Origin of the sequence: Neomoorella stamsii (assembly GCF_002995805.1) — a bacterium.
Classification (GTDB): domain Bacteria; phylum Bacillota; class DSM-521; order Neomoorellales; family Neomoorellaceae; genus Neomoorella; species Neomoorella stamsii.
Genome location: NZ_PVXL01000072.1, coordinates 24,902 through 44,144, shown reverse-complemented (window position 1 = coordinate 44,144; position 19,243 = coordinate 24,902). Strand labels below are relative to the sequence as shown.

Genomic DNA, 19,243 nt, shown 5'->3' with positions numbered 1-19,243 from the left:
TCGGCCGTGACCGTTGCCAACGTTCCTGAAGCGGTAATGATGGCCCGGCGTAGCCCGGAGGATATCCGTTACATCGTTATCCACCATTCCGGGACGCCTAATGGCAACGTGGCCATTTTCCGTGATTATCATATCCACAACAAGGGGTGGGCCGACATCGGCTACCACTACGTCATTTGTAATGGTAACGGCGGCCCGGACGGCGAGATCCAGGAAGGCCGTAATATCTTCTTTACCGGCGCCCATGCGTCTGGCCGGAATAATGACAGCGTAGGGATCTGCCTGGTAGGGGACTTTATCCAGGGTAAGCCTACCAGCGCCCAGATGCTGGCCCTATATGGGCTTATTAAAGATTTGATGCGGCGGTATCCGATTACGCCGGATAGGATACTAGCCCACAAAGAAGTGGACCAGACCGACTGCCCCGGCAGCCTGGATGTGGGGGCTATCCGGGCAGCGTTGAGCAGGCCGCCAGCGCCAGAACCGCCAACGCCGGAACCCTGGAAAGAACTCATTATGGAGTGGGCGCGGGACAAGCTGAAAATATCAAGCGACCACCAGGCCGATGATCCGGCGCCGAAGTGGTTTGTCCTGTCGATTGCCCAACGAACTGCCAATTTGGCCGTAACGCAAATGAAAGAAGAACTTATCAGATTACTCAATCAAGGAGGCGCATAATAATGGACTTTTACAAACTGCTTGTCGTGGCCGCTGTATTGGAAGCTCTCTGGGAGACCTGCAAGATGTTCTGGCAGCAGGGGAAAATATCCGCCGACCGCATTGGTGCCGTAATTCTCGGCGTTTTTTTATGCGTAGCGGCGGGAGTGGACTTTTTTGGCATGGTCGGCGTACCCCTGGCCGTCCCTTATGCCGGCATGGTACTGTCCGGGCTGTTAGTCAGCCGGGGAGCTAACTTCCTGCATGACTTCCTTGGCGCCATTGAAGGACTGAGGAAGAATGCTGGTTAGGATGATCGCCGGCAAGGATTTATACTACCCCGGCGAACTCGTCTCCCTGGACGACGCCTCCGCCCAGCACTATATCTCCGCCGGCGTGGCCGAGCCGGCATTGTGCCCGGAGTGCGGGGCGCAGTTGGAGGATGCCGGGTGCCGGGTGTATTGCCCGGACTGCGGGTATAAGCATAATAAGGAGTAATGAGAGAAGCCCCTGGCCTGCGGGTTGACCGCGGGTCGGGGGCTTTTTTGTTGTTGAGTTACAAACCGGGTAAGTTTAAACCTGTATATTTTTCAACGAAAGATTTTGCTAGTTCGATAAGAAAAGGTTTTGTTAAGTTATAAAGAGATCTAACATAAGGTGCCAGGTTTTTTTGGGTTTCAGAAATACGATTAATTATGTCAAGGGTATCATTTACTTTCTTTAATTTGCTTTGTTTTTCTTCGGGATGGGCGTTTTTAAATTCATGAAGGGCCTCCGCCAACCCTTCAATTTGGTTTTTTATTTCTGGATACTTTAGGCCTTCTTTAATATGCTCAGCTAATTCCGGTGAAATAGTTTTTATATATTCAAGGTGTTGATTCACTACTGAATCCTTAATAATTGTACCGCTGTTGGTGTTTAAAGTTATGGATATATTATTTCCTACTATTACTGTTCCTTTAAACCCAGGGAATAAATTTTCCAGTAAATTAAGGGTTTCAGTACTAATTAACTCAGGTGAGCTTAATGGTAAGGGATTAGTATTATGAAAACCTTCAAGTTTTGTTATCTCTCTGCGGTCAACCGTTTTTTTTTAATAACCCGGGCCTTATATTCTGGGCTTATTTGAAAAGCAGGGAATATATTGTCGGAAGATATTTCTTCTATTTCTTCACCACATGAGGTACAATAAATAGACTTCCCAATAATTTTTTTGGGATCATCTACTATTTCAAGGGTACGAACGCAATCATAATTGGGACACCGAATTTCCCACAATAACCGTAGTTTACCATCGTTAACTAAATAAAGGAGACGATTAAATACATCTGTCAGGGGGAGTCCAGTTGCTTTGGCGACAGCAGTAGGATAAAAGCTTACAATGGGTAATGATGAAATACTTCTAACCCATTCATCTACATCCCACACTGTTGCCACCAAAGCCACCCCCTCTTAACCTAAAATAGTTTATGCTTCAATTATAATCCTTTCTCTAACATGTTCAATAGCATTTTCTGTCGCAGGTGTGATAAAATAAATGCTATTAGTATGGAAACCTACACGAATGGTAAATGATTGCATTAGACCATTTTCCGGAAATGAGAATCGTATAAAACCCCCCTGGTGTTGTAAATGGGGTTTAAGATAGTCATATAAGGGAAGTCCTCTAAGGTCTCTGTCGGATACACCTAACCCGACTTTTTCTAATCCATTAAGGATTAAAGCAGTAAATGGAATAGCGGGAAACTCATCTCCTAGTAACGCCTTAGAGGCTTCCAGACTTTCTTGGAGTTTATCAATATCTTCATCTTCAAAATAATTATCAAGTGCAGTTAAAATGTCGACCACAGCATTGGCTTGGTCCGTTGTAAAGTCTTGTAGTAATAATTCTGGTTTACCAACAGCATCTATCAATTCGCCACCAATAGCATCAGCAATTTCCTCAATATTGCCGCCGAATGGAGCTAATATATTAGTTGGCTCCAAAGAAATTTCTTGGTTAATTAAACGGGCGAAACTAGAAGCAAATTTACCAGCTGCCTTTCCATCCGCTCTTACTTCAATACAGCCTTTTTCTTCATTAATATAAATAGTTTTCACGGCACTTTTGGGACGAAGATCAAGCTTCGCACCATAAAATAGCCTAGAAACTCCTGATTTATATATAAACCGTAAATAATATTCGTTTTCGTTAGCACCAATAGCTCCACTTATTAGCACGGGAGTACCACTTAATTCTTCCGGGGGAGGTATATTTATGGTTTCAAAGGGGTTAAAACCACAATTTTTAATGATCTTCTCTTTAGCCCCTTTTAAGGAACCTCCTGGTGAAAGCTTAAACCAGGTTATTGAAGTTTTTCCACATAAAATTCTATTTTTGTAAGGTTCAAGTATGCGATTTTGTTTTTCGCGATTATCGCATATAGCTAACCATATCTTTTCCGCTAAATCGGTAGATGAACCATCACGGGATAAATCAAGATTAGTACAAATTTCTTGCAAATTATCTTTGGGAAGTTGAATGATATCATTTAAAAGGGCAACATTTTGAATCGTAAGCAAAAGTACCACCTCACTTGAATGCAATATTATTCCTTCGACGAATAATAAAAAATTCCTGCTCGATAAGGAAAGGATTGCTATAAAAGGGAAAAAGATCTCTTCCCTCCACCGCTGCTAAACCATACCCCATGCCGGGACTACCCGGCACCCTACATTGCAGCAGGATTAACCCCCCGCCTTGTAGAATTATACCGCAAAGGTCGATCCGGGAGCCCTCCTCCCGGCATGTCTACATGTTATCCACTTATCCACTTATCCCCGGCCAGGGCGGGCCGGGGGTTTTGTTTGCTATAAACCAGGTGTGTTTCCGGTGGCTCGCAGGTTCAATCCCTGCCGGACCCACCAGTTAGAAAATAAGGTGGCCTTTGCAAGAATGCAGGGGCCACTTTTTTTAACAAAAATTACCTCAATGCCAATTTCAGCCGGTACACCAGGCCTTGCAATGACTTTATTTTTAGACAGCCTGGCAGTAGCTTAACTGTATACAAAACATGGGCGGCACATATAATAGCAGCACAAGGAGGTTCAGCGCCCATGAATATCACGTTAATTACCGCCAGGCCAATTGACTTCTTGCAGGCCGAGTTTAACCATAGATTTGGCTATAGCGTGGGCCTCCACCTGTGGCAGGCGGGGGGCTTTAATTTCTGTCGTTGTTTTTTAGAAACGGGACCGCGCCGGCCTTCAAAAAGGGAAGTGAAACGCTTTCAAGAGCAGGTGGCCGAGATTGTGGCCGCCTTTATTGTCGAACGGTGGGAAGCGGCTTTACTGGAAGGTATGCTTTTAAGCCAGTACGAAGGCTTGGATGCCGGGGCCATTGAAGAAATCTGCCGGCGGGCACGGGCCATCCTGGATCAGGGTGAAAATAGTTACCTCCAGCTCCAGCAGCGGGGGGAGCCCATTGCTGCCCGTATACTGGAGTATTTCCAGGAAAACACCTGGTTAAATATCGACGGATTTGTACGCTTTCGCCTGCCGGATTATTTAATGGAACTGGACCAGGCCCTGGAAGAGGCTGTTGATGAATACCTGATGGAAAAGGAGTATGACGAATTCATCCGCCTTTTACGCTACTTTGTGGAAGCCCAGGAACCCCGGGTGGAAAAAGTCCACGTAGTTTTAAGTCCAGGGGGCGGCTTCCAGCTCTATGACGGCGAAAACCGGAACCTCAGTGGCGACTACCTGGAAGGCTTTGTCGTCGATATGGCTGATAGTGATCTCAACTATGAGGATTTATTAATCAGCGCCCTGATAACCATTGCTCCTCGCCAGGTAGTACTGCACGCTGCCGATAAAGGACGTCACCATAACACCATCAGCACCATCAAGAGCGTTTTTGGTGAGCGGCTTATCCATTGCAGCGGCTGCAGCCGCTGCTTGCAGCCTTTGCAAAAGCGCTAACGGTCGTACCGGTCCCTTAACCCATTAATTGCAGTTTTTGTCCTGGCCGGGCCAGTTGTCTTTTGGCCGGGCTTTTGTTATTATTGCACTCGGTGGGGTGAAATAAGTTTGCTTACCAGGTGGTTCTTGATCCCTCTCATCGGCGCTCTTATTGGCTGGTTGACCAACGTTGTGGCTATCAGGATGCTATTCCGCCCCCGTCGCCCGTTAAAAATATTTTGCTGGACCCTGCAGGGGCTTATTCCCAAAAGACAGGCCGAAATAGCGGCCAATATCGCCGGCGTCGTTGATAAAAATTTACTTCCCTTCAATGAAGTACTGGCCCACCTTAATACTCCCGCCGTTGTCGGCAGGATCACGGCCATAGTGGCGGAAGTGGCCCGGCGGCGCCTGGTAGAGCGCCTGCCTTCCTTTATCCCCCAGGGTTTAAAAGAAACAGCCGGCAGGTCGGTAGAAGAAACCCTCCGCCGGGACATGCCATCGGCCCTGCAGGAATTGATAGAGGAACTAGGCCGCAGTCCGGGGTCCTTTTCCATAGGTGAACTTGTAGCGGCAAAGTTTAATAAATTAAATTTAAACCAGGTCGAGGAGGTAGTCGTCGAAGTAGCCGGCCGGGAACTGCGCTACATAGAATGGCTGGGCGGCTTGCTGGGGTTCCTCATTGGCCTGGTCCAGGCAGCCCTGGCAGGATTGAGGTAATGCTGGGGTATATCACCCAAATCTTGACACGTGTTAATTTATATAGCTATAATGTACCTAACGGCGAAGAAGGAGAAGAGGCCCCTGAACTGCCCTCCAGAGAGGGATGCCCTGGCTGGAAGCATCCCGGGCGATGGCAGGGAGCCGGACCACTCCGGAGCTGCCGGGCTGAAAAGTGAGTAAGCTCGGCCGGCTGGCTACCGTTATAAGCCCTGGAGGGGGGAGCATATCCCCTGAAGAAGGGTGGAACCACGGGAAGAACTCTCGTCCCTTTTGAGGGACGAGGGTTTTTATTTTTTGTGGGAAGGGGATTTCCCGGCCTGCCGGTAGCGCCCGGCCAGGTAAGGGTTGTGGTATGGAGCGAGAATTTAAGAAATGCTCGTAGGAGGGAACTATTATGCAGGTAACTTTACCGGACGGCAGCGTAAGGGAATATGCAGCAGGCACTACGGCCCTGGAGGTGGCCAGGGACATTTCGCCGAAACTCGCCCGGGAGGCCCTGGCGGCGCGGGTAAATGGCGAGGTTTGGGACCTTACCCGTCCTTTGCCGGAGCAGTGCCAGCTCGAGCTCTTGACCTTTGCCGATGAGGGAGGGCGCCTGGCCTACCGCCATACAGCAGCCCACGTCCTGGCCCAGGCCGTCAAGCACCTGTTCCCCGGGACCAGGCTAGGTATCGGCCCGGCTATAACCGATGGTTTTTACTACGACTTCGACAGCGAACATAAATTTACCCCCGAAGACTTAAACGCCATTGAGGCGGAAATGCAAAGGATCATTAAAGCTGACCTGCCCCTGGAACGGCAGGAAATAAGCCGGGACGAGGCCCTGGAAATTTTCCGCCAGCTCAATGAACCCTATAAGATCGAGCTCATCAACGACCTGCCGGAAGGGGTGCCCATTAGCACCTACCGCCAGGGCGACTTCCTGGACCTCTGCGCTGGGCCCCACCTGCCCAGCACCGGCTACCTCAAGGCAATAAAGCTCACCAGCCTGGCCGGGGCCTACTGGCGCGGCAGCGAGGCCAACCCCATGCTGCAGCGGATTTACGGTACCGCCTTCCCCAAAGCTAAAGACCTGGAAGACTACCTCCACCGGCTGGAAGAGGCGAAAAAACGGGATCACCGGCGGCTGGGGGCGCAGATGGGCCTTTTCAGCCTCCAGGAAGAAGGGCCGGGTTTCCCCTTTTTCCATCCCAAAGGAATGATCATTCGCAACGAGCTGGAGCAGTTCTGGCGGGAAGAGCACCGCAAGGCCGGTTACCTGGAGATCCGCACGCCGGTGATATTGAGCCGCTCCCTGTGGGAGCAGTCGGGCCACTGGGACCACTACAGGGAAAACATGTACTTTACCAGAATTGATGAGGCCGACTATGCCATCAAACCCATGAACTGCCCCGGGGCCATCCTGGTCTATAAATCGGAGCAGCACAGCTACCGCGACCTGCCTTTACGCCTGGCCGAACTGGGCCTGGTGCACCGCCACGAGAAATCCGGCGTCCTCCACGGCCTGATGCGGGTGCGGGCCTTCACTCAGGATGATGCCCACATCTTTATGCTGCCGTCCCAGATAACAGCAGAGATCCAAGGCGTTATCGACCTGGTAGATCGTTTCTACAGCCTGTTTGGCTTTAAATACCACGTCGAGCTCTCCACCCGGCCGGATAACGCCATGGGTTCCGATGAGATCTGGGAAACGGCCACAGGCGCCTTACGCCAGGCCCTGGAGGCCAAGGGGATGCCCTATGTGGTTAATGAAGGTGACGGCGCCTTCTACGGCCCCAAGATCGATTTCCACCTGGAGGATTCCCTGGGCCGGACCTGGCAGTGCGGCACCATCCAGCTGGATTTCCTGATGCCGGAAAAGTTTGACCTCCACTACATCGGGGAGGACGGCCAGAAACACCGGCCGGTGATGATTCACCGGGTGGTCTTTGGCAGCATTGAGCGGTTCATTGGCATCTTGATCGAGCATTACGGCGGCGCCTTCCCTGTCTGGCTGGCCCCGGTGCAGGTGCGGGTGCTGCCCATTACCGACCGCCACAAGGACTATGCCTTCAAGGTCAGGGAAGAACTGGTGCGGGCCGGCATCCGGGCCGAAGTCAACGACCGCAATGATAAAATCGGCTACAAGATCCGCGCCGCCCAGCTGGAGCAAATACCATACATGCTGGTGGTGGGGGATAAGGAAGCAGCCGAAGGTACCGTAGCCGTCCGGGAACGCCGCGCCGGGGATACGGGCAGTGTGCCACTTCAGGCCTTTATCGACAAAGTAACCGGAGAGATTAGCCGGCGGGAATAAGCCCATGGATAATAGTGAGCCCGCCTGGCAGGGGAAGTTGCCAGGCGGGCTTTTGTTTTAGCTAGAAGCCTGTGTGAATAGACTGTATAAACTCGGAAGTGGTAAAAGATGTTAGAGGATTCCTATGCTCGTTGTCGAAATAGTAGTCACCTCTGATTTGTCAACACCTCAGGCTAACGGATACTGAAACTGTAACGTTTCATATGTGATTACCCCCCCCCCAACCTGATTGCACAATTCTTAACGCAGATTCTATAACCGGATTAAGAGGCTAGATAGTTAACTCTGAAACGGTCGACCGGGAGAACTTAAGCCAGGATGCAAAACCAGCGTCGGCGTGTGAAAAGTAGATTCCAGGAGGGAATTGCTCGGAAGATGTCAAATTGAGCCATATTAAGCAGAATTAAGGCGTGAGGTTTGAACGAGTACAGGTATACCCGTATCGGAGACATTGCATCTAAGACTTTGATAAGGGCAAAACCATGGCGCGGCTTTCCTAGGAAGGTATGGTTTGGAGGGACTGTTATGGGCGAACTCATCGAGAAGCAGATCGAGCGCTATGAAACTTTGCTGAGGGAGATGTGGACTGCGTCAGCGAAGTACCTTGGAACGTTTTCTGCGAACCTTTTGGTGGAAAGGGTTGTGTGGGAGGTTTCGCAGGAGTATAGAGAAATGGAGTTGTTGCAATACAACGAGGAGGGAATTTCTTGCGCAGGGATATCTGCTAGTTTGAGGAAAAACCCAGACCTGCCGGCCAATGATATGTTTGCGAAGTTTATCCTCAGGTATTTAGAAATTTTGGCCAGGCTCCTTGGTCATGAAAAAACGGAGAAAATAGCGAAGAAGCTGGACGAAGAATTCGGTAGGATTCCTTTTGACTGCAAGGGGGAATGAGAGATGGATAAATTGAAAACGGGCATAAAGAATCTTGATTATATTCTTGGCGGCGGCATACCCGTATATTCACTGAACATCGTTTCTGGCTCTCCGGGTAGCGGAAAAACGATTTTTGTTCAAAACATTATATTTAACAGCGCGAGGAACGGCCTCAAAAGTCTATACCTGACCACTATATCGGAGTCACAGTTCAAGATGGTAAGGCACCTGCAGGAGTTTGAGTTTTTCTCGGACGATTTCTTGGGTGACAAGGTTATTTACGGGGATCTGGGAGCTGTTCTGCGCGAACAGGGCACGGACAAGGTTCTGGGATACCTGACTGAAATGATTAAAAGACATCTACCAAACATAGTTGTAATCGATAGCTTCAAGGCCATAAGAGACATCTTCCCGGACGAAAAGGCTTTTAAGGCTTTTGTTTTTGACCTGGCTGCCGCTCTATCGATATGGGAGGTCACTGTATTTCTCATCGGCGAGTACGAAGAAAAAGAACTAACGATATTAAGTGAATTTGCCGTTGCCGATGGGATTTTTCACCTTTACGGGCAGGAAGAAAAGCGATTTCAAAAAAGGTATTTGCGTATTCTGAAGATGAGGGGGACCAATTTTGAGCAGGGGGAACACCTGTTTAAAATTAGCCATGCTGGAATAGAAGTGTACCCGAGAATGAAGCCGGAGGATAATGAACTCCAGTATGAGGTCCGATTGAAAAAAAAAGGATTTGGGATCGCAGGCTTGGACGAAATGTTATGTGGTGGGTTAACCGAAGGGACTATCACGCTCATTTCCGGTAGTACAGGTACGGGCAAAACCGCATTTGCCCTTAAGTTCTTACTGGAGGGGGCGGAAAAAGGCGAAAAAGGACTGTTCCTTTCTTTTGAAGAGCCTGTGGCTCAACTTCAGAATACTGCCCGTCACCTGGGATGGGAGATAGATAGATATCTGGCAGATGGTCGACTCGATATCAAGTTTATTTCTCCCATAGAATTGGACGTAGATAAGCACGCTTTTGAAATACTGGACATAGTCAGGGAAAAGAAGGTGGAGAGGTTTGTCATCGACAGCATCTCTTCTTTTGAAAGGAGCGTTTATGATCTACAAAAGTATAGAGATTATCTCTGGGCGATGGGACAGCAGCTCAAAGGGCAACACATCACCACCATCTTCACGGTACTTAACGAAGAACTTTTTTCACCAATGGTAGTAACGAAAGCGCAGATTTCCTTAATGGCCGATAATGTAATCATTCTGCGGTACGTGGAAGCCGATTCAAGCATCAGGAAGGTTGTTGGCATCCTTAAAGCCCGCGGAAGCGACCACGACAAGGCCTTGAGGGAGTATGAGATTACCAAGAACGGAATAAATATTCTCGGCAAATTAGATAAAGCAGATATGTTGAGATGAGGTGCCGGCAGATGCCAACAAACCTTCTTCTTAGCATTTCAGTAAAATACTGGCAAGATTTTCAGGATACGCTGGCTAAGGTAATGGATGCCAATATTTACATCTTTGATGTAAATGGGGGCTCTTTTTCCCGATTCAGCCGGCCCGTTGAATTATGCCAGGAGGTAAACAAAGGCGGAAAGATCTGCAACGAAAAGTGCATACGTTTTTACAAGTCTGCTCTCCGTTCGTTAGAAGATAAAGGCATACTTACCTGTCCTTACGGGATAAGACTTTATGCATACCGCCTGGGCACCTACGCCCAAAATATAGGGTTCCTTGTCATTACTTCTACCAGGATCAGAACCCAGGTGAGTGGCGAGGAAGAGAATACTTTTGTGACCAAAGCGCACAGTATTTACCAGACAATCAATGAGGTTCTTAAGGCCATCCTGGAGCAGGTTTTTTCAAAAGTTGAGCCGTCATCTCTGAGTATTGAGGAATTAATGACCCTACCAGGTCTCACCGGTTTAGAGGTTGCTCCCGGGAATGAAATCATGGTTTATCCCCTCTGGACTGCTTTGGGTGCTGTCGGGCTATTAGGTATAGTGTTCCCTGTTTCCATGGATGACAACGGTAGCAGAAACCTGCAGATATATGCGAACTTCGCCGCGGTAGCCCTGGCTAACGCAAAGCTTATACGCCGCCTGGAAAGAGAAGCTGAAACCGACTTCTTGACCGGTTTCTTTAATAAGCGTGCCCTGCGGAACATACTGGTTACTGAACTTGAGAGGACAATTAGGTACAGTATCCCTTTGTCGGTTATCTTCCTGGATATCGACGACTTCAAGACTTACAATGATACCTTTGGTCATATGGCCGGCGATGTGGTGCTGCAGAAGACGGCAGAGATAATAAAAAACTCCATCAGGACTGTGGATATTGCGGGCCGTTACGGGGGCGAGGAATTTGTAATCATTCTTCCAGGAACAAAAAAGGAAGGTGCTGTAGCAGTGGCGGAAAGAATACGGAAATCTATAGAGATTTACCCTTTCCCGCACCGCCATGTCACCGTGAGCCTTGGCGTAGCCTCGGCCAAAAGAAATGATTCCATTGACTCGCTGCTTGCAAGGGCGGATCAGGCCTGTTATCAGGCGAAGAGACAAGGGAAAAACCGCTTCTGCTTGGACCCATCGTAACAATATTCCCTTCTTTTCGGGACGGCCATTTTAGCGATTTTTAAGCTCTTTGCCCGTTGGTGGATGGTTGTGGGAACAACTTCTTGTGCATCGCCTCCTTCAGTATGGGCGGGTCACGATAACCGTTAATCCGGTGGAAACCTTTTTCGGCCTCGAGATAAGAAGCTGCCATCCAGCGAAGTATCTGCTCGCCGCTTTGCCACCTCTTAACGTTGCGGCAGTAAGTGCGAACGCGGCTAACCCTTTGCTGCTCCACTCTGGCGTTTAGGGCATTCTTGTGGTATGATAGCATGGCGGTACCTCCTTTTGATGTTTTTCCCACCCCTTTTATACCACACAGGGACAGGTGGCCACCACCTTTAAATTCTACGAAATTGGGGACAACGCCTGCGTCAATGACTCGGTCACGAAGGCTGGATATTATGAGAGAGGTGTTGATATTGGACGGCAAACCTAAAGGCGCAGAGTTCGGTGAAGACGAAGTGCGCTTCTTGAGCGTCCTTCGTACAAGCCTAGCCCTTGCCATGGACCGGGGCCTGGAAGAAAACGCGGCGATGCTCAAGAAGCTTATTGAGGTCGGGCAGCTGATATCTTCCAGTTTAGAAATGGACGTGATCATTGAATATACGTTGCAAAGCCTGAAGGAAGTCATAGGTGCGAAGTGGTGTGTGCTGGGGCTGCGTGACAAAGAAACAGGAGAAATGGTGCTGAAGGGGAGCCCGGGAGCCAGCAAGGAATTGCAAGTAGAGGCTGAGCGAGTGCCGGCAGAAGGTACGATCTTGGGTGAGGTGCTGAAAACGGCGCAGCCGCTGACCGTGGAAGATCTGGAAAAGTACGATAGTTCTTTGCGCCTGTCATATTGGAGCAAGGATATACGTTCGGTTGCCGTGGTTCCCGTCCAGTCCAGGGGAAAGATACTGGGTGCGCTGATAGTATGCACGCCTTTCCCTCGGTACTGGGAAGAAAATGAGGTTGGTTACCTGTCGATCATAGCCAGTCAGGTGGGCCTGGCGATAGAGAACGCACAGCTTTACGAATCATTACGGGAATATTACATGAGCGTTGTAAAGGCGCTGGCCGCAGCGTTAGAAGCAAAAGATAAGTATACGCAGGGCCATTCGTTCCGGGTGGCGCGGTGGGCGAAGGCTGTAGCCGGAGAAATGGGGCTTTCTGACAAAGAACAGGAAATGGTTTATATAGGAGGGCTTTTACATGATATAGGAAAGGTTGGGGTAAGGGAGTATATATTGCTCAAGACAAGCAGGCTTACACCGGCAGAAGAAAAAGAAATCCAGTCTCATCCGAGCGTGGGGGCAAAGATCCTGGAACCGGCAAATCTCCCCAAAGAAGTTGTTGAAGCGGTTCTTTACCACCACGAAGACTATGGTGGCGGTGGTTATCCGGAGGGCATCGCTGGTGAAAAGATACCCCTTTTGGCCCGGATCATCAGGGTGGTGGACTCTTATGACGCCATGAACTCGGATAGGCCTTATCGCAAAGCGTTTTCCCAAAAGTGGGTAATAGAGGAACTAAGGCGTTGTTCCGGGAAGCAGTTTGACCCGGCAGTGGTAGAAGCAATGAAAAAGGTTTTAGAGCGAGATAAATCGGCCTGTATAGACTTTGGAGGTGAGTGGCGTCCGGATTCTGAATTAGGGGGACTTGAATAAGCAATGCATGCCTTTTTAACGATCGTGGATGCCCCGCACCTAAAGACCCGCAAAGACGGCCGATTATGTTTTTACACGCACGTACTTTTAATTGAAAGGAGTATGTTAAAGTGGATAAGAGTCAGTTAGAAATGCTTGCTGAGCAACTGGGGGCCAGTGAGCAGGAAGGAAAACTCTGGCGCAAACTCTTGTTAGCAGCTGTTTCGGGCGCTACCGGAAATAATCTGCGCGAAACGTTGCGGGAACCCCTGCTGGGACTGCTTCAAGAACTAGGAGAAACGGCGCTGGGGGAAAAACTGAAGCTTGTTATTGAGCGTGTACCAACTTTTCCAACAGATGAACTTTTGCCGCTGGTTCTGGAACTCTGTGGCGAGCTAAGCCACGACAGGGAACAGGTCGTTCGCAGGCTTGAGGATATGCTTTCAGAGTTGGCAACGCCGATTATCCGCATTTGGAGTGAGGTACTGCTAGTGCCGCTGATTGGTAGTCTAGACACTGACCGGGCGCAGGCTATGGCAGAAAGGCTCTTGGAGCGCGCCAGTAGCACGCGGGCCAAAGTGGTAGTTGTGGACGTCACCGGGGTGCCCATGATTGACACCGCAGCAGGAGGTTTTCTTATTGAAATGTTCAGCGCGGTAAAACTACTGGGAGCGGAGGTTATCTTAACTGGCTTTAAGCCCGAAATCGCCCACACCCTGGTTAAGTTAGGTATCGATTTCCGTATGGTGGCGATAGCGCGTGACCTTGAAGATGCCCTTCGCAAGGCTATAGCTATGCTCGAAGAAGAGAAGAGGCAACGAAGATAAATCGCATGGGTGCGTGGTAGTAATTTCCCGGGCGAAGGTGGAGAACCCGATGACATTTAAAGAAAGGGTGGTTCCAACCATAAGGGTTGCCGATTGTTTGTTGGTGCCCATACAGATAGACCTGGACGATAAGACTGTGGAACAGCTGCAAGCACAGCTATTGGCGGAAATTCAGGAGCAACGTGTACGGGCGGTCATTCTGGACGTTCGGATGGTAGAAGTAATCGACAGCTATATATCCTATACTCTTTCGGAGACCGCTGCTATGGCCCACCTGATGGGTTGCCGTACAGTGATCTGCGGTATTCAGCCTCCTGTTGCTCTGACCCTGGCACAAATGGGTATAGAACTGCAAGGCTTTTTGGTTGCCCGCGACCTCGAGCACGCTTTAGCTCTGGTATAGCCCCTTAAGAGAGGAGTAGGAGGTAGTGGCGCGGAAAGTGAGGGAGTTGCAGGACATCCCGGCGGACGACTTTGACATGGTGGTGCGCATTGTTCAGGAAGAAGACATAGCCGTAGCCAGGCAGATGGCCAAGCAACTTGCCCAAGAGGCTGGTTTTTCCCTTGCTGATGTAACCAAAATAGCAACTGCGGTTTCCGAACTTGCGCGCAATATCTATCGCTATGCACAAACTGGCAAAATAATGATCCGCAAACGGTTTGAGGAGAACAACGGGCCTATCATACAGGTGGTAGCGGTTGATCGCGGTCCGGGCATTGAGGACGTAGATCTCGTCCTGACAAAAGGTTACACAACGCATGAGCGCAGCTTGGGCATAGGCTTATCGGGAATAAGGCGCCTTGTGGATTATTTTGAGATTGTCTCCGAAGTCGGCACGGGTACCGCAGTAGTGGTGGAAAAGAGGAGACGCAAGTTTTGAAATTACAAGTTGAAAAACCGGAAACTGACCAGCAGGCCCGAGAAGGCTCCGGGTGGGAAGTAGCGGCTTATTCGCGCCCCCACTGGAGGGAGAAAGTGAACGGGGACCTTTGTTACGCCAAGGAATTGGATGCCCACGTACTGGTAGTCGTAGCAGATGTGCTAGGCCACGGGGAGGGAGCACATCACGGAGCGGTAGTCCTGGCACGGGCGCTCCAACGGGCCGCGGGTGTTCTGCAGCAGGCATATGCTGTCCTGGAGGAAGCGGCTTTACAGACGCGGGGATGTGCCCTTTTTTTAGCCCTGCTTGACCGGAAAACGATAGAATATATCTTGGTCGGAAACGTGAGAGGGTGGGTGCTAACACGAAAAGGTACAGAAGTCCTGGTGGGGCAGCCGGGCATTGTAGGCAAGAGAATGTTTAATCCTGTCATCCGCCGGCTGGAGCTGTCGGAGCCTGCTCTTCTTCTGGCCTGTACCGACGGGATCAAACGCAGCTTTTCGCCAGTAGGTTTGTCATGGCTCTGGGAGGGAACAGAAGAAGCAACGGCGCGCCGTGTGGTAGAGAGATATGGCATCGCTGAAGACGATGCCAGCGTGCTGGTAGGGAGGAGGCATATCTAGTTGGCGGGGGAATTCTATTCCACCTAGCGGAGTTATCTTGAACGTTATATTTGCGAAGGGGCTACGGAGGGGGTGCGGGAGGTCAAACCGCTTGCTGGGGCCATGCGCTCGATCAAGGGCCACCAGGCAGGCAACGAAGCACTTCGTTTCGTAGCAGGTTTTATCAAAATAAGTTTGCGGAATGATGACTTGGCCGTTCGTTTTGGCGGTGAAGAATTTGTAATTGTCCTTCCAGCGACGGATTTTACCAAGGCCAGGATTCCCCTCGAACGAATTCGGACCCAAATAGCAGTGGAAAGGATGCTGCCGGGTGGGGAGGGTCTTACGGTAAGTGCAGGAGTTGCCGGGTATGCCGCCCGGGACTCTGTCGATCTCGAGCTAATCCGGCAAGCGGATGAAGCGATGTATCGAGCCAAAGAATTGGGCAAAAACAGGGTGGTTTTTACCCAGAGCGATCTTGGGGAGTGAGATGTGCGTTGCGGTTTTCCAAGGGAATACAGGAACTCATTCAAGAACTAACATCCCAGGCTGGGCAATTGTCCCTGGTTGGAAAAAGAGTTTAACGAAAAAGTAGCGCAAGCATACGCCAGCCGTCTGCGATCCTTGTTGGAGCGGGTAGGGCAAGAGGCAAATGAGGCGGAACTGCGCGGAGCAGCGAGCGACTTATTGGCGTTGTTTGCTGGAAACCATGACAAGGAACTCATGCGGCGGCGGATAGAACTCGGAAGAAAGCTGGGCGCTGCAGAAGTGTCGCTGGAGCAACTGGTAACAGCCTATGGGTTCTTTTTCGGGCGTTGGTGCGACGAACTGGTCCCGGTTATCCATACCCTGGAGAGAGAACTGCAAAGCTTTAAGTACTGCGGGACATCGTTGCTTCTTGACCTCGGCCTGCTACTCCTGGGATACCAGGGAGAAGTAGCGCGCCAGATGCAGATGCTTTCGGAAGTAGATGTTCTTACAGGCCTTTTGAGCCGCCGCAAGTTCGAAGAAGAGTTGCAGGAGGCACTCGAGTTTGCGCGGTGCACAAAAGGAGAGTGTTCTTTATACTGGATAGACATTGATAATTTTAAGCTGATTAACGACGTTTACGGTTATACGGTAGGGGATATTGTACTTAAGGCTGTGGCTGACTTCCTGCAGGAGTCGTTCCCCGACGCTTTTGCCATTGCACGCATAGGCAGTACTGAATTTGGGGTTATACTGATGGATACTGGTCCTGCTGAAGCCCTGGCAAAGGCGCAGGTGCTGTGTCATGGCATTGCCGAGCTGAAAATTCGTCCTTTGGGGGAGGAGGGCATTTTTATTACAAGCAGCATTGGCGTGGCTTCGTACCCCCACCATGGACAAGCGCAAGCTGACCTTATGTTAGCTGGCGAGGTTGCTCAGGTAATGGCCAAGAGGAAAGGGAGGAACCGGGCGCAGCTCATAGATGCGCTCGATGAGAGTACTAATCCTACTGTAGTTCACGAGAGAATTCTTCTCTTGCGAGAAGCTTTACGTTCGAAGGAGGACATCGTCCCCTTTTATCAGCCGATTGTAGATTTAGAGACTGGCAAGCCTTTAGGTTATGAAGTGCTTGCTCGTGTGAGGAGAGGGAAAAATTTTCTTCCTGCCGGGCTTTTTGTAGAGGCGGCGGAGCAAGCCGGCCTTATGAAGGATATTGGTAGGATAGTTATAGAGCAGGCCATGCGGGAAAAAAAGAGCTCTTGGGCGAAGGACAAGATTTTCTTTATTAACTTCTCTATGCGAGAGTTGGAGAACAGCGAAACTCCACGGTTCATGGCTGACCTGTTCAACCGCTACGGCATCCGTCCGGAAGAAATTGTGGCCGAAATTACCGAACGAGAAGCCGTGCGGGATATACATGCTGTGCAGGCTTTCGCCAAGGAGCTGACAGATCTTGGGATGCGCCTGGCAGTCGACGACTTTGGAAGCGGTTTTTCCTCATTTATTTATCTTCGTTACTTTGACTGTTACTTTGCCAAGATTGAGGGCTCCCTGGTGCGTGAGATCACCAGGAGTGGACGCTCCAGGATGATTGTAGAAAACATGGCAAAACTTTTGCAAAGGCTTTCGATAGAGGTAGTGGCCGAGTTCGTAGAGAACCGTCAAACAGTTGAAATTTTGCGCCGCGCAGGCATTCGATACGGGCAGGGTTATTATCTGGGCATGCCCTTACGTCGCCCTGGTAACGGGGATTAGCGTAGGTACCTGTCAACTCTGCTATAGCTAATTTTCCTTGTAGCGAGGCGGCGAAAAGATTTCTTCACCGTGCAATGGTATGATGTCTATACCGCCATCCTTATTTAAACCCACCCGTACTTACTGTTCGCAACCGCGAGTATTGTAGGTATAGCTGCCGAACATAATGATGACATTCTCATAACATCTGTCAACGTTCACTACCGACCCCCGGGGTACCCACACTACTGTTCTTATACCCCCGCGGGTGCCGATCTCTCTAATATAAACATTTTTACCGCTGGTATTTTCTCCTCCTCTAAAGGCCCCGGCAATCCGGACTTCTTCCCCGGCCCTGATAACAGTATTGTCGCAGCCGATACCGGTAACTTCTACTCGCCCGGCAGCTTCGAGGTGGGAATTCTGGGCATAGGGGATCTTGATGTTGCTCTTACCGCCCGCGGTTAAGGCCTGTATTTCTTTAACCAAAGTCTCTAGACGTCCCGTGAGGGAGCATATTTCCTCCATTTTCTGGATATATGTTTTTTTCATTATAAATTTTTCCTTCAATAATTGTACCAGAGCGGGCCCGTGGCTTTGCGTCCCCGTCTTTCGAGAGGGTTTGCCTTTGGCGGTAGAGAAAACTTGTTTTTTAATTTGTTGTACTTAACATATTAACTTCCACAAGATCCCTTTGTCAAGGGAAGTCTAAAAATCATTACTTACCAGGGAAGGCGGATGCATTAACTTAATAACGGCAAACAAAGAAAGGCTTGTGCAAATTTATTTACGGTACTCAATATAATGGATTTATCAGCGCCGGCAGGAAAACCATAATGAACATTGAAAATATATAAGTTTGAATAGAACTTCAGGGGCAGAGACATGGCGCGTTTTGATGGGATGCCACACGGTGCTCTGCGGCATTCAGTCTCCGGTGGCCTTAACCCTGGCCCAGATGGGGGCAATGTTACAGGATATTATCGTTGTCCGGGACCTGGAACACGCCCTGCCTGTAGCGGGTAGCCAGTCAGGACTTGGGTAAGCAGTGCTTTATAAGCGGAAGACGATGCCAGTGTTCTTGTGGGCAGGAGGTGGCCGTAACTTGCTTGCAGAAGCGTTTTACGATACCTACAGAAACTTTTTAGAACGATACGTGTGTGAGGGTGGAGCAGAGGGTGTTCTGCTGGAGGCCTACCAGGATTTGACCGCCAACCTGGATGATTATTATGTGCAGGCGGCCAACATCCTCGATATCCACACCCGTGCCCTGAGGGAAGTGATGGGCATCAGGCGGGATAGCGATCCCGTCCAGTGGATATATATTGACCGGGCTACTGAATTCCTGGCGCAAATCCTGGTAGTTATCGACACTTTTCTTCTCCAGCTGAAGGACCGGATTGAACATGACCCGCTGACAGGATTATACAACAGGATCGCCATGTATCCCATCGTCAACCACTTGCTCAAAGAAGCGCAGGAAAAAGGAATACCTCTGGTCGTCGCCATGCTGGACCTGGATGATTTTAAGGCAGTAAATGACCAGTTCGGCCATCACGCAGGGGATGAGGTTTTGCGCAGTGCAGCTTTTATCATTAAGAAGGCGCTCCGCGCGGCAGATAAAGTAATACGGTACGGCGGGGAGGAGTTTTTAGTCATACTTCCAGGTACAAACCTGGAAAAAGCTCTGATAGCCCTGGAGCGCATAAGAACCCAGATCGCCAGCCAGCAAATGGTACCAGGCCAGGATGAAGTGGTTGTAACTATTAGCATCGGTGCGGTAGAGTATCCAGGGAGCGGGCCTGCCGATTTAAACGATTTAATAGAAAAGGCTGACAGGGCTATGTACCTGGCAAAACGTCAGGGCAAGAACAAGGTGGTGTGCCTCGACCTGAACGCACCGGGAATCTGATCTTTAGTCCAGGGCCCCTGTGTCACCTGGAGTACATTTTTAAAGGCAGCTAGACGGAGGGTATTATTACATCCCG

At 50.0% G+C, this 19,243-nt stretch carries 22 protein-coding genes, 1 pseudogene and 1 other annotated feature; of the genes and pseudogenes, 18 read left to right on the top strand and 5 right to left on the bottom strand.

The window, feature by feature from the left end:
• Positions 1-6: 6 nt before the first annotated feature.
• The 3 genes from MOST_RS15115 to MOST_RS17515 are packed head-to-tail and all read left to right on the top strand — an operon-like array spanning position 7 to position 1,155.
• Complete coding sequence (locus MOST_RS15115; protein ID WP_054937036.1) at positions 7-678, top strand: peptidoglycan recognition protein family protein; 672 nt, start codon at positions 7-9, stop codon at positions 676-678.
• 2 nt (positions 679-680) lie between these two features.
• Positions 681-968, top strand: coding sequence for a hypothetical protein (locus MOST_RS15110; protein WP_054937037.1), 288 nt, complete (start codon positions 681-683; stop codon positions 966-968).
• Positions 958-1,155, top strand: a complete 198-nt coding sequence (locus MOST_RS17515; protein ID WP_129588699.1) for a hypothetical protein — start codon at positions 958-960, stop codon at positions 1,153-1,155. Before MOST_RS15110 ends, MOST_RS17515 begins: the two co-directional genes overlap by 11 nt.
• Before the next feature lie 58 nt (positions 1,156-1,213).
• Here the strand turns inward: MOST_RS17515 and MOST_RS15100 are convergent, their stop codons facing one another.
• The 3 genes from MOST_RS15100 to MOST_RS15090 form a co-directional block, all read right to left on the bottom strand.
• Complete coding sequence (locus MOST_RS15100) at positions 1,214-1,540, bottom strand: hypothetical protein (protein WP_054937039.1); 327 nt, start codon at positions 1,538-1,540, stop codon at positions 1,214-1,216.
• Positions 1,541-1,722: 182 nt separating this feature from the next.
• Positions 1,723-2,094: a hypothetical protein gene (locus MOST_RS15095; protein ID WP_054937040.1), complete on the bottom strand. Its 372-nt coding sequence runs from the start codon at positions 2,092-2,094 to the stop codon at positions 1,723-1,725.
• 30 nt (positions 2,095-2,124) lie between these two features.
• Positions 2,125-3,219 carry a hypothetical protein gene (locus tag MOST_RS15090; protein ID WP_054937041.1) on the bottom strand — a complete coding sequence of 365 codons (1,095 nt, stop codon included), beginning with the start codon at positions 3,217-3,219 and terminating at the stop codon, positions 2,125-2,127.
• Positions 3,220-3,753: 534 nt separating this feature from the next.
• Here MOST_RS15090 and ytxC point away from each other — a divergent pair.
• The 6 genes from ytxC (at position 3,754) to MOST_RS15055 (ending at position 11,097) form a co-directional block, all read left to right on the top strand.
• On the top strand, positions 3,754-4,620 hold the full coding sequence (gene ytxC / locus MOST_RS15085; RefSeq protein ID WP_054937042.1) for a putative sporulation protein YtxC: 867 nt from the start codon (positions 3,754-3,756) through the stop codon (positions 4,618-4,620).
• A 108-nt stretch (positions 4,621-4,728) separates the two neighbouring features.
• A complete protein-coding gene (locus MOST_RS15080; protein ID WP_161952862.1) occupies positions 4,729-5,319 on the top strand; it encodes a DUF445 domain-containing protein in 591 nt (196 codons plus the stop codon).
• A gap of 57 nt (positions 5,320-5,376) precedes the next feature.
• Positions 5,377-5,594, top strand: a binding site (T-box leader).
• 122 nt (positions 5,595-5,716) lie between these two features.
• The gene (gene thrS / locus MOST_RS15070) at positions 5,717-7,618 is read left to right on the top strand and encodes a threonine--tRNA ligase (RefSeq protein ID WP_083476663.1); all 1,902 of its coding nucleotides are present in this window, start codon (positions 5,717-5,719) and stop codon (positions 7,616-7,618) included.
• Between the two features lie 525 nt (positions 7,619-8,143).
• Complete coding sequence (locus MOST_RS15065; protein ID WP_054937720.1) at positions 8,144-8,512, top strand: hypothetical protein; 369 nt, start codon at positions 8,144-8,146, stop codon at positions 8,510-8,512.
• Positions 8,513-8,515: 3 nt separating this feature from the next.
• Positions 8,516-9,919 (top strand): DUF7125 family protein, encoded by a 1,404-nt coding sequence (locus tag MOST_RS15060; RefSeq protein WP_054937721.1) that lies wholly within the window; start codon positions 8,516-8,518, stop codon positions 9,917-9,919.
• 11 nt (positions 9,920-9,930) lie between these two features.
• Positions 9,931-11,097, top strand: coding sequence for a GGDEF domain-containing protein (locus MOST_RS15055; protein ID WP_054937750.1), 1,167 nt, complete (start codon positions 9,931-9,933; stop codon positions 11,095-11,097).
• A 40-nt stretch (positions 11,098-11,137) separates the two neighbouring features.
• On the opposite strand, the pseudogene MOST_RS15050 reads toward MOST_RS15055, so the two are convergent.
• Positions 11,138-11,329, bottom strand: a pseudogene (locus MOST_RS15050) (IS256 family transposase); the annotation flags it as partial.
• Positions 11,330-11,528: 199 nt separating this feature from the next.
• Here MOST_RS15050 and MOST_RS15045 point away from each other — a divergent pair.
• The 7 genes from MOST_RS15045 (at position 11,529) to MOST_RS15015 (ending at position 17,276) form a co-directional block, all read left to right on the top strand.
• Positions 11,529-12,764, top strand: coding sequence for an HD domain-containing phosphohydrolase (locus MOST_RS15045; protein ID WP_422879895.1), 1,236 nt, complete (start codon positions 11,529-11,531; stop codon positions 12,762-12,764).
• A gap of 110 nt (positions 12,765-12,874) precedes the next feature.
• Positions 12,875-13,570 carry an STAS domain-containing protein gene (locus MOST_RS15040; RefSeq protein WP_106007219.1) on the top strand — a complete coding sequence of 232 codons (696 nt, stop codon included), beginning with the start codon at positions 12,875-12,877 and terminating at the stop codon, positions 13,568-13,570.
• A 97-nt stretch (positions 13,571-13,667) separates the two neighbouring features.
• Positions 13,668-13,973, top strand: coding sequence for an STAS domain-containing protein (locus MOST_RS15035; protein WP_277995721.1), 306 nt, complete (start codon positions 13,668-13,670; stop codon positions 13,971-13,973).
• Between the two features lie 25 nt (positions 13,974-13,998).
• On the top strand, positions 13,999-14,451 hold the full coding sequence (locus tag MOST_RS15030) for an anti-sigma regulatory factor (RefSeq protein ID WP_245909672.1): 453 nt from the start codon (positions 13,999-14,001) through the stop codon (positions 14,449-14,451).
• On the top strand, positions 14,448-15,074 hold the full coding sequence (locus MOST_RS15025) for a SpoIIE family protein phosphatase (RefSeq protein ID WP_054937725.1): 627 nt from the start codon (positions 14,448-14,450) through the stop codon (positions 15,072-15,074). Before MOST_RS15030 ends, MOST_RS15025 begins: the two co-directional genes overlap by 4 nt.
• Positions 15,075-15,146: 72 nt before the next feature.
• A complete protein-coding gene (locus tag MOST_RS15020; protein ID WP_054937726.1) occupies positions 15,147-15,542 on the top strand; it encodes a GGDEF domain-containing protein in 396 nt (131 codons plus the stop codon).
• 78 nt (positions 15,543-15,620) lie between these two features.
• Positions 15,621-17,276: a putative bifunctional diguanylate cyclase/phosphodiesterase gene (locus tag MOST_RS15015; protein ID WP_054937727.1), complete on the top strand. Its 1,656-nt coding sequence runs from the start codon at positions 15,621-15,623 to the stop codon at positions 17,274-17,276.
• A gap of 120 nt (positions 17,277-17,396) precedes the next feature.
• Here MOST_RS15015 and MOST_RS15010 read toward each other — a convergent pair whose 3' ends face one another.
• The gene (locus MOST_RS15010; protein ID WP_054937728.1) at positions 17,397-17,807 is read right to left on the bottom strand and encodes a hypothetical protein; all 411 of its coding nucleotides are present in this window, start codon (positions 17,805-17,807) and stop codon (positions 17,397-17,399) included.
• 361 nt (positions 17,808-18,168) lie between these two features.
• Here MOST_RS15010 and MOST_RS18295 point away from each other — a divergent pair, with 361 nt between their 5' ends.
• The gene (locus MOST_RS18295) at positions 18,169-18,300 is read left to right on the top strand and encodes an STAS domain-containing protein (protein WP_277995722.1); all 132 of its coding nucleotides are present in this window, start codon (positions 18,169-18,171) and stop codon (positions 18,298-18,300) included.
• Positions 18,301-18,360: 60 nt separating this feature from the next.
• Complete coding sequence (locus MOST_RS15000) at positions 18,361-19,167, top strand: GGDEF domain-containing protein (protein ID WP_083476769.1); 807 nt, start codon at positions 18,361-18,363, stop codon at positions 19,165-19,167.
• Positions 19,168-19,243 lie beyond the last annotated feature (76 nt).

Bases quoted from the DNA above. Each gene is read 5' to 3' on its own strand.
- MOST_RS15055 (WP_054937750.1), top strand. From the start codon at position 9,931: ATGCCAACAAACCTTCTTCTTAGCATTTCAGTAAAATACTGGCAAGAT.
- MOST_RS17515 (WP_129588699.1), top strand. From the start codon at position 958: ATGCTGGTTAGGATGATCGCCGGCAAGGATTTATACTACCCCGGCGAA.
- ytxC (WP_054937042.1), top strand. From the start codon at position 3,754: ATGAATATCACGTTAATTACCGCCAGGCCAATTGACTTCTTGCAGGCC.
- MOST_RS15065 (WP_054937720.1), top strand. From the start codon at position 8,144: ATGGGCGAACTCATCGAGAAGCAGATCGAGCGCTATGAAACTTTGCTG.
- MOST_RS15060 (WP_054937721.1), top strand. From the start codon at position 8,516: ATGGATAAATTGAAAACGGGCATAAAGAATCTTGATTATATTCTTGGC.
- MOST_RS15110 (WP_054937037.1), top strand. From the start codon at position 681: ATGGACTTTTACAAACTGCTTGTCGTGGCCGCTGTATTGGAAGCTCTC.
- MOST_RS15010 (WP_054937728.1), bottom strand. From the start codon at position 17,807: ATGAAAAAAACATATATCCAGAAAATGGAGGAAATATGCTCCCTCACG.
- thrS (WP_083476663.1), top strand. From the start codon at position 5,717: ATGCAGGTAACTTTACCGGACGGCAGCGTAAGGGAATATGCAGCAGGC.